The organism is Rhodococcus sp. 4CII (assembly GCF_014256275.1).
Lineage (GTDB): Bacteria > Actinomycetota > Actinomycetes > Mycobacteriales > Mycobacteriaceae > Rhodococcus_F > Rhodococcus_F wratislaviensis_A.
Genome location: NZ_JACCFE010000002.1, coordinates 697,931 through 714,589 on the forward strand (window position 1 = coordinate 697,931; position 16,659 = coordinate 714,589).

At 68.2% G+C, this 16,659-nt stretch carries 17 protein-coding genes; 4 read left to right on the plus strand and 13 right to left on the minus strand.

The annotated features are described in order from the left end of the window. Positions 1-46 precede the first annotated feature (46 nt). Positions 47-745: a pyridoxamine 5'-phosphate oxidase family protein gene (locus H0B43_RS04170; protein ID WP_185729172.1), complete on the plus strand. Its 699-nt coding sequence runs from the start codon at positions 47-49 to the stop codon at positions 743-745. On the opposite strand, the gene mutM is transcribed toward H0B43_RS04170, so the two are convergent. From mutM to H0B43_RS04220, 10 genes are all read right to left on the minus strand, one after another. Then, a complete protein-coding gene (gene mutM, locus H0B43_RS04175; RefSeq protein WP_185729171.1) occupies positions 687-1,565 on the minus strand; it encodes a bifunctional DNA-formamidopyrimidine glycosylase/DNA-(apurinic or apyrimidinic site) lyase in 879 nt (292 codons plus the stop codon). The two genes, H0B43_RS04170 and mutM, sit on opposite strands and share 59 nt — an antisense overlap. Next, positions 1,558-2,316 carry a ribonuclease III gene (gene rnc / locus H0B43_RS04180; protein WP_185729170.1) on the minus strand — a complete coding sequence of 253 codons (759 nt, stop codon included), beginning with the start codon at positions 2,314-2,316 and terminating at the stop codon, positions 1,558-1,560. Before rnc ends, mutM begins: the two co-directional genes overlap by 8 nt. 19 nt (positions 2,317-2,335) lie before the next feature. Beyond that, entirely contained in the window at positions 2,336-2,518 is a 183-nt protein-coding gene (rpmF, locus tag H0B43_RS04185) for a 50S ribosomal protein L32 (protein WP_005240446.1), read from the minus strand. Positions 2,519-2,520: 2 nt separating this feature from the next. Then, complete coding sequence (locus H0B43_RS04190) at positions 2,521-3,081, minus strand: DUF177 domain-containing protein (protein WP_185729169.1); 561 nt, start codon at positions 3,079-3,081, stop codon at positions 2,521-2,523. A gap of 159 nt (positions 3,082-3,240) precedes the next feature. Beyond that, entirely contained in the window at positions 3,241-4,002 is a 762-nt protein-coding gene (locus tag H0B43_RS04195) for a DivIVA domain-containing protein (RefSeq protein ID WP_185730109.1), read from the minus strand. Positions 4,003-4,109: 107 nt separating this feature from the next. Then, on the minus strand, positions 4,110-4,604 hold the full coding sequence (gene coaD, locus H0B43_RS04200) for a pantetheine-phosphate adenylyltransferase (RefSeq protein ID WP_185729168.1): 495 nt from the start codon (positions 4,602-4,604) through the stop codon (positions 4,110-4,112). Further along, on the minus strand, positions 4,601-5,167 hold the full coding sequence (gene rsmD, locus H0B43_RS04205; protein ID WP_185729167.1) for a 16S rRNA (guanine(966)-N(2))-methyltransferase RsmD: 567 nt from the start codon (positions 5,165-5,167) through the stop codon (positions 4,601-4,603). Before rsmD ends, coaD begins: the two co-directional genes overlap by 4 nt. Further along, on the minus strand, positions 5,164-8,568 hold the full coding sequence (locus tag H0B43_RS04210) for a pyruvate carboxylase (RefSeq protein WP_185729166.1): 3,405 nt from the start codon (positions 8,566-8,568) through the stop codon (positions 5,164-5,166). Before H0B43_RS04210 ends, rsmD begins: the two co-directional genes overlap by 4 nt. 153 nt (positions 8,569-8,721) lie before the next feature. Then, positions 8,722-10,980: an ATP-dependent DNA helicase RecG gene (recG, locus tag H0B43_RS04215; RefSeq protein ID WP_185729165.1), complete on the minus strand. Its 2,259-nt coding sequence runs from the start codon at positions 10,978-10,980 to the stop codon at positions 8,722-8,724. An 8-nt stretch (positions 10,981-10,988) separates the two neighbouring features. Further along, positions 10,989-12,674: a DAK2 domain-containing protein gene (locus H0B43_RS04220; protein WP_185730108.1), complete on the minus strand. Its 1,686-nt coding sequence runs from the start codon at positions 12,672-12,674 to the stop codon at positions 10,989-10,991. 237 nt (positions 12,675-12,911) lie between these two features. On the opposite strand from H0B43_RS04220, the gene rpmB reads away from it, so the two are divergent. Together rpmB and H0B43_RS04230 are read left to right on the plus strand one after the other, a co-directional pair. Continuing rightward, positions 12,912-13,103 carry a 50S ribosomal protein L28 gene (gene rpmB, locus H0B43_RS04225; protein ID WP_005240429.1) on the plus strand — a complete coding sequence of 64 codons (192 nt, stop codon included), beginning with the start codon at positions 12,912-12,914 and terminating at the stop codon, positions 13,101-13,103. A 148-nt stretch (positions 13,104-13,251) separates the two neighbouring features. Next, positions 13,252-14,040 (plus strand): enoyl-CoA hydratase/isomerase family protein, encoded by a 789-nt coding sequence (locus H0B43_RS04230; RefSeq protein WP_185729164.1) that lies wholly within the window; start codon positions 13,252-13,254, stop codon positions 14,038-14,040. An 8-nt stretch (positions 14,041-14,048) separates the two neighbouring features. Here the strand turns inward: H0B43_RS04230 and H0B43_RS04235 are convergent, their stop codons facing one another. The 3 genes from H0B43_RS04235 to H0B43_RS04245 are packed head-to-tail and all read right to left on the minus strand — an operon-like array spanning position 14,049 to position 16,165. Next, the gene (locus H0B43_RS04235) at positions 14,049-14,726 is read right to left on the minus strand and encodes a uracil-DNA glycosylase (protein ID WP_185730107.1); all 678 of its coding nucleotides are present in this window, start codon (positions 14,724-14,726) and stop codon (positions 14,049-14,051) included. Beyond that, positions 14,723-15,244: a gamma carbonic anhydrase family protein gene (locus H0B43_RS04240; RefSeq protein ID WP_185729163.1), complete on the minus strand. Its 522-nt coding sequence runs from the start codon at positions 15,242-15,244 to the stop codon at positions 14,723-14,725. The genes H0B43_RS04235 and H0B43_RS04240 overlap by 4 nt, the downstream gene beginning before the upstream one ends. 9 nt (positions 15,245-15,253) lie before the next feature. Further along, complete coding sequence (locus tag H0B43_RS04245; protein WP_397517522.1) at positions 15,254-16,165, minus strand: thiamine-phosphate kinase; 912 nt, start codon at positions 16,163-16,165, stop codon at positions 15,254-15,256. A gap of 258 nt (positions 16,166-16,423) precedes the next feature. On the opposite strand from H0B43_RS04245, the gene H0B43_RS04250 reads away from it, so the two are divergent. After that, positions 16,424-16,657 (plus strand): Lrp/AsnC ligand binding domain-containing protein, encoded by a 234-nt coding sequence (locus H0B43_RS04250; protein WP_185729161.1) that lies wholly within the window; start codon positions 16,424-16,426, stop codon positions 16,655-16,657. Positions 16,658-16,659 lie beyond the last annotated feature (2 nt).

Here is a 16,659-nt window from a genome sequence, read left to right on the forward strand (position 1 = left end):
GTAGGGTGAACCGACCAATGACGCCGAGACGTAGCGGGGAATACAGATGGGCCAGATCGGTAGTGCGGGAGAGCACCGGCTTCAATCCGAGCACGGCACCGAGGACCGTGCCGCCAGGTTCTACTCGGATCAGGTCCTGGACCACCTCAATCCGACGATGATCGAGTTCGTCGGACGCCAGGAGATCGCTTTCATCGCCACCGCCGACGCGTCCGGCGAATGCGACAACAGCCTGCGCGCCGGGACACCCGGGTTCATGCACGTCATCGATCCGAAAACCCTCACGTACCCGGAGTACCGCGGCAACGGAGTCATGGCGAGCCTCGGCAACATCTCGGAGAACCCACACGTGGGCATCATTCTCGTGGACTTCGTGCAGGATCTGATCGGTCTGCACGTCAACGGCTCGGCCCGGATCGTCGAGGACGCCGTTCTCCGCTCCGAGATCGCCGATCTGCCCACTGATCACACGAACGGCCGGATACCCGAACGCTGGGTAATCGTGGAGGTCGAGGAAGCGTATATCCACTGCCGCAAACACATTCCGAGAATGGCGCCGGTTCCGCGGCACCGGGAGTGGGGCACCGACGACGCGAAGCGCAAGGGCGGCGACTACTTCGACGCCAGGGCGACGCCGCGGCACGACACCGACGGTGACACGTCCGAGGAGAGCGTGACCGCCGAACTCACGAAGGTGATGTCGCCGGGCTTCTCCGCGGCGCCGGCTGGCACCTCGGGCAGCTGAACGACGAGCGGTTCATGAACTTCTCCCGCCTGATCGCGGTGCCGCACCGTGGGCACGGACGATCTTCCTGACCGTAGGCGGACAGCGAGCGGTCGAAGTACCCCGACTCGCCGTTGACGTTCACGTACAACGCATCGAAGGACGTGCCCCCCTGGGTCAGGGCCTCACGCATGACATCCTGAGCGGCGGTGAGCAGTTCGCGGATCCGGGGACCGCTCAGCCGGTCGGTGAGCCGGTTTCCGTGGATCTGCGCACGCCACAGGGCCTCGTCCGCGTAAATGTTTCCGATGCCGGAGACCACGGTCTGGTCCAGCAGCGCGCGCTTGATCTCGGTGTGCTTGCCGCGCATGACCTTCACGGTGGCCGCGAGGTCGAAACGCGGGTCGAGTGGGTCACGGGCGATGTGCGCGACCGAATCCGGGACGAGCGAGCCGTCGACCTCGACGAGCGGCGCGAGCGCCCATCCCCCGAACGTCCGCTGGTCGACGAACCGGAGGTCGAGACCGGAATCGAGCCGTGCCCGGATGCGCAGATGCTTCTCGGTCGGCAATTCCGGTGGCTGGACCAGCATTTGACCGCTCATGCCGAGATGCACCACGAGGGCGACCGTGCTGGGTTCGAGGACCAGCCACAGATACTTGCCCCGACGGTCTGCGCTCGCGATGCGTTCGCCGGTGAGCTGCCCGGTGAGATCGGCCGCTCCGGGGAGGTGCCGCCGGATCGCCCGGGGGTGGAGAATGTCGACCGAATCGATCGACGCCCCCACGATGTGGCGTTCGAGTCCGCGGCGGACCACCTCGACTTCGGGTAGTTCAGGCACTGACGTCGTCGGCCGCCACGTCGGGCCCGGCGTCGGACAACGCGTTCCACGCCGTGCTCGCGGCCTTCTGCTCGGCCTCTTTCTTTGAGCGGCCGATGCCGACGCCGAGGGGTTTGCCGCCCACGATCACCGTGGCCGTGAACTCCTTGTCGTGGTCCGGGCCGGTCGCGGTGATCTCGTACGCCGGAACACCGACGCCACGTTCCGCGGTCAGCTCCTGCAGACTCGTCTTCCAGTCGAGGCCCGCGCCGAGGCGGGGGGCCCGCTGGAGGAGATCGCTGAACAGATCGAGCACGACGCGTCGCGCCGTCTCGATGCCGTGCTCGAGGTGGATGGCGCCGAGAATCGACTCCATGCCGTCGGCCAGGATGCTCGGCTTGTCGCGACCACCGGTCATCTCCTCGCCCTTTCCGAGCAGGAGGTGGGCTCCGAGTCCGCCCTCGCCGAGGCTGCGGGCCACCTCCGCGAGCGCGTGCATGTTCACGATGCTCGCCCGGATCTTCGCCAGGTCGCCCTCGGACTTGTCGGGATGCGCGAGGTAGAGCTTCTCCGTGACGGTGACTCCGAGGACGGAGTCACCGAGAAACTCGAGACGCTCGTTGGTGGGCAGACCACCGTTCTCGTACGCATACGAGCGGTGTGTCAACGCCAGGGTGAGCAGCGAAGGCTCGATTTCTACGCCGAGAGCGGCGAGGAGGGAAGCATGATCCTCCTCGCCGCCGGCGGGTGTAGTACTGATGTCGCTCGTCACAACGCCTCTCCGTGGAGAACTAGACGGCGGCAGTGACCTGGCGGCCCTTGTATGTGCCGCACGACGGGCACGCGACGTGGGGCAGCGTCTTCTCGCCGCAGCCACGGTTGGGGCAGGTGACGAGGGTGGGCACAGTGGTCTTCCACTGGCTGCGACGCGACCTCGTGTTGGACCGCGACATTCTGCGCTTGGGGACAGCCACTTCTACTTCTCCTCGGCTTCGTTGTTCACAAGATTCTTGCTGGGTTCTGAATCCACGCCAAATTTGGCTGCAAGACCAGCCCAGCGAGGATCAAGTATGTCATGCCCATGGCCAGATTCGGCAATCGCCAGGCGAACGCCACATTCTGGACACAATCCTTGGCAGTCGTCACTGCAGAGCGGCTGCAATGGCAGTGCGAGACCGACAGCGTCGACCACGACGGGCTCGAGATCGATCTCGTCGTCGACGACGTGATAGACCTCCCCCTCCTCCGTGGTCTCTTCCGTGGTGCTGTCCGGGTACGCGAACAGCTCCGTGAGAGTGAGGTCCACCGTGCCGGAGAACGGCTCGAGGCATCTCGAGCACTCCCCGACGGTGTCGGCTCGCAGCGAACCGGTGACCAGAACCCCCTCGGATACGGCCTCCAACCGGAGATCGAGATCGATCTCCGATCCTTCCTCGATGGCGATCAGGTCGAGACCGATGCGCTGCGGCGCCGTCACCACCCGTTCCACGGTGCGCATCGAGCCGGGACGACGGCCGAGTTTGACCGTGTCCAGCACGAAGTCCGCGTCCCGACGGGAACGCGATGAGCTGTGGCGATGGGATGACAACAAACTTCACTTTCGAGAAAAGGGAAACGACAAAGGGCAACCACTCCACGATACGCAATCCGCGCGGTGGAGCCAAATTCGATCGAGTGCGCCGTCCGGCGGGACGACTCAGCGGCGACGCTCGGCCCGGCGGTCGTCGGCGTCGTAGTCGGGCACACCCGAACCCGTCCGCAACTGCTGACGCCCGCGCCCCACGGACCTGATGGTGCCGTTCAGGAAGTCCTCGAATTCCGCGAGCTTCGTGTCGACGTAGAGGTCGCAGTCCGAGCGGAGACGATCCGACTCGGCGTGCGCCGAGTCGATCACCCGAGCCGATTCGGCGTGCGCCGCCTGGACGACCTCCGTCTGCGACACCAGCCGCTCCTGCTCCGCGGTGCCCTCCGCAACCGACCTTTCGTAGGACGCCTTGCCGGACTCGATCATCCGATCCGCCTCCGACCGAGCCCGACCGGTGAGCGAGTCGTATTCGCGCCGGCCCTCCGCGACCGCGGATTCGGCCTCGGCGCGCGCGTCGGTGACCAGCTGCTCGGCGTGGGCACGGGCCTCGGCGACCATCCGGTCCGCCTGCGCCTTGGCGTCCGCCAGAATGCGGTCCGCGTCGTCGCGGGCGTTCTCGATGGTGGAGTTCGCCTCGGCATCGGCGCTGGCGATGGTCTTCTCCGCGTTGGACCGCGCCTCCCCCACCAGTTTGTCCTTGTGGTCCAGGACGTCCTGGGCGTCGTCGAGTTCACCGGGGATCGCGTCGCGGACGTCGTCGAGCAGTTCGAGGACGTCGCCGCGGGGAACCACGCAGCCGGCGGTCATCGGTACGCCGCGTGCCTCTTCGACAATCGCGACAAGTTCGTCGAGCGCCTCGAATACCCGGTACACAAGCAACCCCAATCGTCATGACCCTCAGTAGGTCGGCGCAGCCGTCTCCGTGCAAGTCTGCCCGACCGGACGCCGAGGGCGCGGCGTGGCAGCCGGTGTGTCGGGTATCAGCTGCTCTCGGCGGCGCGCTCGGCGATCCTCGCGAGGAGGCGTGTGTGCACCTTCTCCGGCAGCATGTCGGAGACGTCGCCGCCGAACGTGGCCACTTCCTTCACGAGCGAACTCGACAGGTAGCTGTACGTGGGGTTGGTCGGGATGAACAGAGTGTCGACACCACTGAGCTTCTGGTTCATCTGCGCCATCTGCAGCTCGTAGTCGAAGTCGTTGGCACCGCGAAGGCCCTTGACGATCGCCGTGATCCCTTGCTGCTTGGCGTAATCCACCAGCAGGCCGTGCCACGAGGACACCCGGACGTTGGGCAGTTCGCTCGTGGAGTCTTCGAGCATCTCGATGCGCTCGTCGACGGTGAACAGGCCACGCTTGTTCTTGTTGACCATGACCGTGACGATGACCTCGTCGAACTGCGCAGCAGCTCTGCCGATCACGTCAAGGTGGCCGTTGGTCACAGGGTCGAAGGATCCGGGGCAGACAGCGCCAGTCATGAGTCCAGACCGTAGCAGGTCGCCAATTCGATTCTCGCCTCACCGTACTTCTTCGCCTTGACGGGTGCGAAGCCGTCGGGCCAGGCGGTCTCGGGCGATCTCGACGACCGCTCGAGCACCACGATCGAGCCGTCGCCGACCCAGCCGTTGGACCGGAGATGGCCGAGGACCGTCTGCACCGCCGCGTCGCCGACGGCGTACGGCGGATCCGCCATCACCAGGTCGTACGGACGGTCGGCGGCGCCCGCCAGCACCGCCGCGACCGGAGCGCCGCGCACTTCGGCGCCCGCCAGACCGACCGTCGTGACGTTGTGCTTGATGATCCCGGCGGCTTTGGAATCGGACTCGACGAGCACGACCCGGTCCGCGCCGCGGGACAGCGCCTCCAGGCCGAGCGCCCCCGACCCCGCGTAGAGGTCGAGGACGGACGCGCCCTCGAGGTCCATCCTGGCGTGCAACGCACTGAACAACGCCTCGCGGACCCGGTCCGAGGTGGGCCGGGTCCCGCTCGGCGGGACCCGCAGGCGTCGACCGCCCGCGAGTCCCGCGATGATCCGTGTCACTCGCTCGCGGACTCCCCTGTCGCCACGACGGCGAGGAGGTCGCCGCCTTCTACCTGCTGGACCGACCCGATCGCCAGCCGGGAGACGGTGCCACCGCGAGGTGCGGTGATGGCCGCTTCCATCTTCATGGCCTCGATGGTGGCGATGGTGTCGCCGGCGGCGACGTGCTGGCCCTCGGTGACGGCGAGGGTCACGACACCGGCGAACGGTGCCGGCACGTGTCCGGGGTTGTTCTTGTCGGCCTTCTCCGCGGCGGGGATCTCACTGGAGATCGACCGGTCCCGCACCGACACCGGGCGCAGCTGCCCGTTGAGGATGGCCATGACGGTGCGGTAGCCCCGCTCGTCGGGCTCGGAGATGGCCTCGAGCCCGATGAGCAGCTCGACACCCTGCGCGAGGCGGACCCGGTGCTCGTCGCCGCGGCGCAGTCCGTAGAAGAACTGGTTCGCCGACAGCTGCGAGGTGTCGCCGTACTTTTCCCGGTGCTCGAGGAATTCCTTCGTCGGGCCGGGGAACAGCAGCCGGTTGAGGGTCGCGCGGCGTTCCGCGGACGTGCCCGCGAGGGCCTTCTCGTCCTCCTCGGACAGCGGCACCTCGGGCTTGGCGTCTCCGCGGCCTTCGAGTGCCCGGGTGCGGAACGGTTCCGGCCAGCCACCGGGCGGGGTGCCCAGTTCGCCGCGCAGGAATCCGACCACCGAATCGGGGAGGTCGAACTTCGCGGGGTTCTCCTTGAACTCGTCGGTGGAGGCACCGGATCCGACGAGGTGCAGGGCGAGGTCGCCGACCACCTTCGACGACGGGGTGACCTTCACCAGACGGCCGAGCATGCGGTCGGCGGCCGCGTACTTGGCCTCGACCTCCTCGAACCTGTCGCCGAGACCGAGGGCCACGGCCTGCGTGCGCAGGTTCGACAGCTGACCGCCCGGGATCTCGTGGGTGTACACGCGGCCGGTCGGGGCGGGCAGCCCGGACTCGAACGGCTTGTAGACCTTGCGCAGCGCCTCCCAGTAGGGCTCCAGGTCGCACACGGCCTGCAGGTTCAGTCCGGTGTCGTGCTCGGAGTGCGCGGCCGCGGCCACGATCGCCGACAACGCCGGCTGGCTGGTGGTGCCGGCCAACGCGGCCGAGGCGCCGTCGACCGCGTCCGCGCCGGCCTGCCACGCGGCCAGGTACGTCGCGAGCTGTCCGCCCGGGGTGTCGTGGGTGTGCACGTGCACGGGCAGGTCGAAGTTCTTGCGCAGCGCGGTCACCAGGGTGGTGGCGGCCGGGGCGCGGAGCAGTCCGGCCATGTCCTTGATCGCGATGATGTGCGCACCGGCGTCGACGATCTCCTCCGCCAGGCGCAGGTAGTAGTCGAGGGTGTACAGCTTCTCGTTCGGGTTCGACAGGTCGCCGGTGTAGGACAGGGCGACCTCGGCGATCGAGGTGCCGGTCTCGCGGACGGCGTCGATGGCCGGCCGCATCTGGTCGACGTTGTTGAGGGCGTCGAAGATCCGGAAGATGTCGATGCCACTGTTCGTGGCCTCTTCGACGAAGGCCCGCGTCACCTTCTCCGGGTACGGGGTGTACCCGACGGTGTTCCGACCGCGCAGCAGCATCTGCAGGCAGATGTTGGGCACGGCCTCACGCAGCGCCGACAGCCGGTACCAGGGGTCCTCGTGCAGGAACCGCAGCGCCACATCGTAGGTGGCACCGCCCCACGCCTCGATCGAGAGCAGTTCCGGGGTCAGCCGCGCCACGTGCCCGGCGACGTCGAGCAGACCGCTGGTGCGCACACGGGTCGCGAGCAGCGACTGGTGGGCGTCACGGAACGTGGTCTCGGTGACCGCAAGTGCCTTCTGCTCACGCAGCGCCTTGGCGAATCCCTCCGGCCCGAGAGCGAGGAGCCTCTGGCGGCTGCCGTCCGGCGGCGGGGTGGACAGGTCGATCTGAGGCAGCTTGTCGCGCGGGTACACCGCCGACGGCCGCTCGCCGTGCGGCTTGTTGACCGTCACGTCGGCGAGGTAGGACAGGATCTTGGTGCCACGGTCGGCGGAGCTGCGCAGCGTGAGCAGCTCGGGACGCTCCTCGATGAACGAGGTGGTGACCCGTCCCGCCTTGAAATCGGGGTCGTCGAGCACGGCCTGCAGGAACGGAATGTTCGTCGACACCCCGCGGATGCGGAACTCGGTCACCGCGCGGCGGGCCCGGGCGACCGCGGTTTCGAGGTCGCGGCCGCGGCAGGTGAGCTTGACGAGCATCGAGTCGAAGTACGCGCCCACCTCGGCACCGAGGGTGGCACCACCGTCGAGACGGATGCCGGCACCGCCCGGGGTGCGGTACGCGGTGATCCGGCCGGTGTCCGGACGGAACCCGTTGGCCGGGTCCTCGGTGGTGATGCGGCACTGCAACGCCGCCCCGCGCAGCGTGATCTTGTCCTGACTCAGACCCAGATCGGCGAGGGTCTCCCCCGACGCGATCCGCAACTGCGACTGCACCAGGTCGACGTCGGTGACCTCCTCGGTCACGGTGTGCTCGACCTGGATGCGCGGGTTCATCTCGATGAACACGTGGTTGCCCCGGGTGTCGAGGAGGAATTCGACGGTGCCCGCACAGGAGTAGTTGATCTCCTTCGCGAACGCCACCGCGTCCGCGCAGATCTTCGCCCGCAACTCTTCCGGCAGATTCGGGGCCGGCGCCATCTCGATCACCTTCTGGTGACGGCGCTGCAGCGAGCAGTCCCGCTCGAACAGGTGGATGACGTTGCCCTGACCGTCGGCGAGGATCTGGACCTCGATGTGCCGCGGGTCGACGACGGCCTGCTCGAGGAACACCGTCGGGTCACCGAACGCCGACTCGGCCTCACGCGCGGCAGCCTCGATCGACTCCCGCAGCTGCGCCCGCTCCGCGACCCGGCGCATACCGCGGCCACCGCCGCCGGCGACGGCCTTCACGAAGAGCGGGAACTGCATGGTCTCGGCCGCGGCCAGCAACTCGTCCACATCGGCGGACGGCTCCGACGACGCCAGCACCGGCAGACCGGCCGCCTTCGCCGCGGCGATCGCCCGCGCCTTGTTACCGGTCAGCTCGAGCACCTCGGCGGAGGGGCCCACGAACGTGATGCCCGCCTCGGCGCACGCGGCGGCGAGATCCGGGTTCTCGGAAAGGAAGCCGTAACCGGGGTAGATGGCGTCGGCGCCTGCCTGCTTGGCCGCGGAGACGATCTCGTCGACGGAGAGGTACGCCCGAACCGGGTGGCCCTCCTCGCCGATCTGATAACTCTCATCAGCCTTCAGACGGTGGATCGAGTTCCGATCCTCGTACGGGAACACCGCAACCGTTCCAGCACCTAGTTCGTAGGCGGCACGGAAAGCGCGGATCGCAATTTCGCCACGGTTGGCGACCAGGACTTTGGAGAACATTTGAGCAAACTACCCCGCAATCGACGGCCGCGGAGAAGTGGCATCCCACAATGCAAGATTCTCCACAAACTTCACAAACACCCCCCTGACGTGTGCGAATTCTGCAATAGACCCGAAACAGACGTGCGAAGATTTACGAAGCGAAGTAAGTTCTCACGTTTTCTCGAGGAATTCGATGCGGTCGGCGTCCAGAGCGGACGTCACCATCGCCGATAGCCCCGGGTGGTTGTCGAGTCGCGGATCCTCCGCGATCACGGAACGCGCGAACTCGGCCGCCGCCGCGATGACGTCCTCGTGGCCGAGTAGCGACAACAGTCGCAAGGTGGACGTCGTGCCCGACTGCGCGGCACCGAGGATGTCGCCCTCGCGGCGGGTGGCGAGGTCGAGTTGCGCGAGCTCGAACCCGTCGTTGGTCGACGCCACGTTCGACAATCGCTCATAGGCGGGACCGCCCGGATTCATCTCGGTGACGAGAATGCACAGGCCCTGGTGTTTGCCACGGCCGACGCGTCCGCGCAGCTGGTGCAGCTGACTCACACCGAACCGATCCGCGTCGACGATCACCATGATCGTCGCGTTGGGGACGTCGACACCGACCTCCACGACCGTGGTGCACACGAGGACGTCGATGTCGCCGGCGGTGAAGTCGCGCATCACCGCGTCCTTCTCGTCGGAGGGCAGCCTTCCGTGCAGCAGTCCCACCCGCAGTTCCGGCATGATGTCGCCGCTCAGCTCCTCGAACACGTCGACGGCGGATTTCGTGTCGGGCGCTTTCTCGTCGAACGCGTCCTCGCCGTCGCCCTTCTCGCCGTCGCCGATGCGCGAGCACACGACGTACGCCTGCCGCCCCTCCGCGACGTCCTCGCGGATCCGTTCCCACGCCCGCGTGACCCATTGCGGCTTCTGGGACGCCGGTACCACACTGCTCTTGATCGGCGACCGCCCCTTCGGCAGCTGCCGCAGCGTCGATACCTCGAGATCGCCGAGCACCGTCATCGCGATCGTGCGGGGAATCGGCGTCGCCGTCATCACCAGCAGGTGCGGGCTCAGCCCTTCCCGAGCCCGCGACCGCAACCGGTCGCGCTGTTCGACACCGAACCGGTGCTGCTCGTCGACCACCACCATCCCGAGGTTGAAGAATTCGACGTTGTCCTGGATGAGGGCGTGCGTGCCGATGACGATCCCGGCGTCGCCGGTGATCGCCTCGTTGAGCGCCGCGCGTTTGGCGGCGACCGGCATCGACCCCGTCAGCAGCGCCACCCGCGTCGCCTTCTCGTGCGCCCCGAGTTCCCCGGCGGTCGCGAGCGAGCCGAGCATCGCCCGCAACGACCGCGCGTGCTGCGTCGCGAGCACCTCGGTGGGAGCGAGCAGTGCGCACTGATAGCCGGCGTCGACGACCTGGAGCATCGCGCGCAGCGCCACGATCGTCTTGCCCGACCCCACCTCACCCTGGAGCAGCCTGCTCATCGGGTGCGGTTGCGCGAGGTCGGCGGAAATCTCGTCGGCCACGGCGTGCTGTCCGTCGGTCAACTGGAACGGCAGCATGCTCTCGAACACGTCGGCGATTCCGCCGGGCACCGGTGGGCACTCCGGCGCCAGCCTTTCCGCATTGTCGTGGCGACGGCGCGCGAGAACGAGCTGGAGCGCCGTCGCCTCGTCGAACCGCAGACGGTCGTGGGCGTTCTCGACGTCCTCGCGGGTGTCGGGCAGGTGGACCGATCGGAGTGCTTCGTCGAGACCGATCAGGTCGCGTTCGGCGCGGATGTTCTCCGGCAGCGGGTCGTCGACGTGATCGAGCTGGTCCAGGATCTGCCGGACGCATTTCATGATCGTCCAGCTCTCGACGTCCCGGGTGGCCGGATAGAGCGGGATCAAGGCGCGGTCGAACACGGACATGTCGACCCCCGCACCGGCTTCCTGCGACGCCCGCGCGATGCCGGCGAGGTCGCCGGCGCCGCGGATCCGGCCGACGTTCACGACGGGATCCTCACTGCCCGCGCGTGGTTCGGGGAGGATGAGGTAGCTCGGGTGGGTCAGGCTCCACTTCTGCCGGAAGTACTTGACCGTTCCCGAGAACATCGCACGCACCCCCGGCTTGATCACGTGCTTGACCTTCTGCGGGCTGAAGAACGTGACATCCACGTTCTGGGTGTCCGTCGCGAGGACCACCTTGAGCATGCTGCCCGGGCGGTTCTTCATCTTCACGACAGCGGCCGACGTGACCCGGGCGATGATCGTGATGTGCTCGCCCTCCGGCGGGTCCTTCTCCGCGAGCTCGCGGCCCTGGGAGGCGTAGCGGTGCGGGTAGTGCCGCAGCAGGTCCTCGACCGTGCGGATGTCGAACGCCGCCTCGAGGGCGTCGGCGGTCTTCTTCCCCAGCAGATGATCGAGCCGGTCGGACAATATGGCCATCGAATTCCTCATTCCACCCCGAGTTGCAACAGATCTCCCGGCTGTCCACCCTGGTAGATCATCACCTCGACGCCGGGGTGCCGCTGCGAGATGTGATCGGCCAGATCCGCGTCGAGCCCTTCCGGCGCCTCCGACCCCATCAGGAGCGTCACCAGTTCTCCACCGGCACCGAGGACGAGGTCGACGAGTCGGCGTCCGGCCGCGACCGCGTCGGATTCGATCACGATCACTTCGTGCCCCATCAATCCGATGCCGTCACCGGGTTCGCAGGTGCCCACGTAGGTGAGGGCGCGTTCCCGCGCGATCCGCAGCGACCCCCAGCGGGTGGCCGCGGCGGCCTCGGACATCGCGAACGCGTCGTCCACGGCTTCACGCTCGGGATCGTGCACCGCGAGCGACGCGAGCCCCTGCACCATCGCGGACGTCGCGAGGAGGAGGACTTCGTGGCGGGCGTCCCGCGCGGACGCACTGACCGCGACCAGTTCCTGGGCCGTCAGTGCGCCGTTGGGGAGGACGAGCACCTCGGTGCGTCCCATCTGCCGGATGATGCCGAGGAGCTGGGCCCGGGTTACGGGGGCGTCGTCGCAGCGGAGGACGGTCGCACCCTCGCTGGCGAACAGTTCGGCCGCGCCGTCCCCGGCCACGACGGCGACGATCCCGCGTTCGCCCTGATCCGGCCTCGTCCGGACCTGCGGTACCAGCAAACCCTGGTCGCGGGCGTCCACGAGGAAGCTGCTGACCCGGATGCCGTGGATGCGTCCCGCCGCGAGTCCGGCCTCCACGGCAGCACCGGCGTCCGTGCAGTGCACGTGCACCGACCAGCCGCCGCCGCCGTCGCCGACGATCACGATCGAGTCCCCGAGGTCGTGCAGCGCGCTGCGCAGGTCCGCCATACGGGACTCGTCCGATTCGGACACCAGGTACATCACCTCGAAGTCCTGTGCCGAGCCGTCGTCACAGTCGGGTCCGGCTCCCGGATGCAGGTGCGCTGCCTGCGGCGCCGCAAGGGCGACGGGTTCGGGGCGGCGCGCCGACGGCGTCCGTCGCGGAACGTGGAGTGCGATCGGCGGGCGATCCGGCGGCGCACCCGTCACCGCCGTGACGAGAGCGTCGAGAATCACCACGAGCCCGAGTCCGCCCGCGTCCACCACCCCGGCGGTGCCCAACGCCTCGAGCTGTGACGGCGTCCTGGTGAGAGCCGCGGCCGCGGCATCGGCGGCGCCGCGCGCGGTGTTCGCGATCGGCGTCTCGTCCGGGAACTCCGCGGCGGCATCGGCCGCGCAGCGCAACACGGTGACGATGGTCCCCTCCACGAGGTAACTGACCGCGTCCGTCACCAGGTTGGTGGCCATCAGCAGTCCGGTCCGGACGGTCCGGGTGTCGACTGCCGGGGTGACCGCTGCTTCCGCGACGCCTCGCAGCACCTGGGACAGGATCACCCCCGAGTTGCCCCGCGCTCCGGCGACGGCGCCCTTGGCGAGGGCGATCGCCACCTGCCGGACGTCCTTCGTGCCGCCGTCGGTCCCCGCGTACTCGTCGACCGCGGCCAGGGCTGCGCGCATCGTGAACAGAAGATTCGTGCCGGTGTCGGCGTCGGGGATCGGAAACACATTGAGGCTGTTGATCTCCTCGCACCGCTTTTCCAGTCCCGCAACGGCGGTCCGTGCCCACAACTCGAGGACTCGACCGTCCATCGGGAGCTCAGGGGCCACTGTCGTCCTCTCCGGCCGCAGGTATGGGGAAGGTGCCGCCAGACTAGTCGCGGGACGATGGCGGGGCCTGCGGTCCGAGCCGTTCGGGGCCGGGTTTGGCCAATTCGCACTCGAGCGGCTACTCTTGCACGGTTGCCCCGTACAGGGCGCGCTTGCTGTGTCCTGTCTCCATGAGGCCAGCAAATTTCACAGTTCACTATCTTGAAGGAGTTCGCGACTATGGCTGCCGTCTGCGACGTATGCGCCAAGGGGCCCGGCTTCGGTAAGTCGGTCTCGCACTCGCACCGGCGTACCAACCGTCGCTGGAACCCGAACATCCAGACTGTTCGTGCCGAGGTTGCCCCCGGAAACACCCGGAAGGTCAACGTCTGCACCTCCTGCCTCAAGGCTGGAAAGGTTGCTCGGGGCTGACCCGACGCTGCGTGCGATGTCACTGCGCCCCCGACACTTCGGTGTCGGGGGCGCAGTCCTATTCTGTCCCCGCACCGGCCCGATTCGGCATCGTCGCAGCGCACCGGGGCACGACGGGCACCGATCCGGGCCCACGTAGGGTGCAACGGTGACTACTCTCGATGGACTCAGCAAAGTACAGCTCGAAGTCGGCGTCCTGCGTATCACGATCGCGACGGCGGAGAACGGCACCTCGCTCGATGGCGAGGGCATGGAGCAGGGCGCCCGCGCACTCGAAGCGGTCGGCGACGAGATCGGCAGTGTGCTTCTCGTCGGTGAGGGCCCGAACTTCTGCGCGGGCGGCAACGTGCACGCGTTCGCGTCCGCACCGGCGCGGAGCGACTACGTCGCCGAGGTGGCGCGTGTGTTCCACGTCTTCGTTCGCGCGCTCGACGCCGTGACCGTCCCGGTGATCGCCGGCGTTCACGGATGGGCGGCTGGGGCAGGAATGAGCCTTGTGTGCCTGACGGACGTCGCGATCGGCGGTCCGGGCACCAAGATGCGTCCGGCGTACCCGTCCATCGGTTTCACCCCGGACGGTGGCATGTCCTGGACCCTCCCGCGCATCGTCGGGGACGCCCGCGCACGCGAGATCCTGATCAGCGATACCGTCATCAGCGGGGACGAGGCGGTCCGCCTGGGCATCCTCAGCCGCCTCGTCGGCGACGACGTCGTCCAGGACGAGGCGCTCCGGCTCGCCCGCACCCTCGCCGCCGGCCCGACGTCGTCGTACTCGGGGATCAAGAAGCTCGTCCGCGAGTCGCGGTCGCGCACACTGTTGGAGCAGCTCGACGCCGAGGCGACGTCGATCGCCGCCGCCGCCGACAGTGCGGTGGGACGCGAGGGCGTCGACGCCTTCGTCGAGAAACGGCGGGCCGATTTCGCATCGGTGAAGTGAAACGGGACTTACGGCAGCTGCCAGTTCACGGGTTCGGCGCCCATACCGTCGAGGAGTTCGTTCGCGCGACTGAACGGCCGCGATCCGAAGAATCCCCGCGACGCGGACAACGGTGAGGGGTGGGCCGACTCGATCGTCGGCACGTCGCCGAGCATCGGTTTCAGCGTGGACGCGTCCCGGCCCCACAGAATCGCGACGAGGGGTTCGGGGCGTGCCACCAGAGCGCGAATGGCCTGCTCGGTCACCGCCTCCCAGCCCTTCTTCCGGTGTGAGGCAGGAAGTCCCGGCTGCACGGTGAGAACCCTGTTCAGCAGGAGTACACCCTGGCGCGACCACGGTGTGAGGTCACCGGTGGACGGCGTCTGGTAGCCGAGGTCCTTGGTGTACTCGGTGAAGATGTTGCCGAGACTGCGCGGCACCGGGCGCACGTCCGGTGCCACGGAGAAGCTGAGTCCGACGGCGTGACCGGGGGTCGGGTAGGGGTCCTGACCGACGATGAGGACCTTGACTTCGGAAAAAGGGTGGGTGAATGCCCGCAGCACGTTGTCGCCCGCGGGGAGATACTCACGCCCGTCGGCGATTTCCGCGCGGAGGAACGCGCCCATTTCCGTGATCCGTCCCGACACCGGTTCGAGCGCTTGGGCCCACCCGGCCTCGACGAGGTCCGACAGCGGCGCCGCCATCAGTCGAGCCTGCGGAGGGAGTCGCGGTAGTAGGCCGCGTTGGCGGCGTACATCTTCACGTTCATCTCCAGGTGTCCCTCGGGAACCTCGTAGCCCTGCCGGATTTTCGCGGGGACGCCGAGTGCCATGCTGCGCGGGGGCACCTCGAACTTGAACGGGACGACGGCGCCGGCGCCGACCACCGAGCCCGCTCCGATGGTCGACCCGTTGAGTACGATCGACCCGGACGCGATGAGGCAGTGGTCGCCGATCGTGGAGCCTTCGATGTGTGCGGCGTGCCCCACGACGCAACCCGCGCCGATGACGGTGGGATCGATCATCGTGCAATGGATCACGGTGCCGTCCTGGATGTTCGTGTCGGCGCCGACGGTGATGGTGCCGTAGTCGGCGCGGAGCACGGCCTGCGGCCACACCGAGGTTCCCGCCGCCAACGTGACGTTCCCGATCACGACGGCGTCGGGGTGGACGTAGGCGTCCGGATGGATGTCGGGTACACGGTCCCCGAGCGCGTAGATAGCCATGCGTGCAACCTATACCGCGAAACTCTGCCAGCCTCCGGCCCCCGGCCGGGTCTCGCCGTCGACCGAGATGCCGGATCCGTCGTGAACCCCGCCGATCCTGGTCCACCCCGCCGGGAGGCGGACGTCTGCCGGAAAGGTCGCGGCGAAGCCGTGGTCCTCTCCGCCGGTGAGCACCCACTCCCAGTAGTCGGCGCCGAGGACCGCGGCAGCCGCCACCACCTGGGGTGACACGGTCAGGTCGGCACGGGTCAGGGACATTCCGACCCGGGACGCATCGCAGATGTGCCCGAGATCGGCGAGCAGCCCGTCGGAGATGTCGGTCATCGAATGCGCGCCTCCGTCGGCGGCCGCCCACGCGGCGTCGTACGGCGGAACGGGAACCCGGTGGACGGCGCGAAGGTCCGGAAAATCCGAGGACCCGCCGAGATGCAGAGCGAGCCCGGCGGCGGATCGGCCGAGGTCCCCGGCCACCGCCACGACGTCGCCGGGCCTCGCTCCCGACCGCCGGATCGGGCTCCGGCCACCCAGATCGCCGAGGACGGTGACCGAAATCACGACCTGGCCGGCCTGCACCAGATCACCGCCGACGACGCCGGCCCCGAGTTCCTCCGCGGCCTCCCCGAGGCCCGCGGAGATGCCGTCGGCGACGTCGATCGGAGTATCCGGCGGCAGCCCCAGGGACACCAGGAACGCTGTGGGCCGCGCCCCCATCGCCGCGACGTCGGCCGCGTTCTGTGCGACCGCTTTCCGGCCCACCTCCCGCGGCGACGACCAGTCCAGGCGAAAGTGCCTGTCCTGCACCAGCATGTCTGCCGACACCGCAACCCGGCCGTCCGCCGCACGGACGAGAGCGGCGTCGTCACCCGGCCCGATCAGAGTCGACTGCGGCTGCATCCGGCCCTCCACCGCTCGGCCGATCACGGCGAACTCGCCGACGTCGGCGACAGTGAGGGACGGAGTGTGGTCCGGGGAGTCCGTCGATGTGATGGTGTGCCTCCGTGCGCGCCGTAGTGTCGGGTGCCCGCGCATCGGCTGTGGGTCCGGTCGACGGAATGTGCGACTGCGGTACCTTCTAGCTGTTGCCGGGACTTCTCGGCACGTGACCGATCAGCGCGCCGAAAGCACCCGCGACTCTACCGAGATCCATGCGGCGCGGAGAAGGGAAGGGCTGGAGCGAGAGTGCAAGCGTTCATCCTGATCCAGACGGACGTCGGCAAGGCGGCGACGATCGCAAGCGAGATCGCGAAGATCACGGGAGTCCGGACGGCCGAGGACGTCGTCGGGCCGTATGACGTGATCGTGCGGGTGTCCGCGGACGAGGTCGCCCCCGTCGTGCACGAGATCCGTCAGGTCGCCGGCATCACCCGCACCCTCACCTGCGACGTCCCCGAAAAGTCTGCGAACGAGAACTGAGT

Excerpts from the sequence above, each read along its gene's own strand:
- coaD (WP_185729168.1), bottom strand. The coding sequence starts at position 4,604 with ATGACTGGCGCTGTCTGCCCCGGATCCTTCGACCCTGTGACCAACGGC.
- H0B43_RS04170 (WP_185729172.1), top strand. The coding sequence starts at position 47 with ATGGGCCAGATCGGTAGTGCGGGAGAGCACCGGCTTCAATCCGAGCAC.
- H0B43_RS04240 (WP_185729163.1), bottom strand. The coding sequence starts at position 15,244 with ATGGCTATCTACGCGCTCGGGGACCGTGTACCCGACATCCATCCGGAC.
- H0B43_RS04220 (WP_185730108.1), bottom strand. The coding sequence starts at position 12,674 with ATGGACGGTCGAGTCCTCGAGTTGTGGGCACGGACCGCCGTTGCGGGA.
- rpmB (WP_005240429.1), top strand. The coding sequence starts at position 12,912 with ATGGCTGCCGTCTGCGACGTATGCGCCAAGGGGCCCGGCTTCGGTAAG.
- recG (WP_185729165.1), bottom strand. The coding sequence starts at position 10,980 with ATGGCCATATTGTCCGACCGGCTCGATCATCTGCTGGGGAAGAAGACC.
- H0B43_RS04210 (WP_185729166.1), bottom strand. The coding sequence starts at position 8,568 with ATGTTCTCCAAAGTCCTGGTCGCCAACCGTGGCGAAATTGCGATCCGC.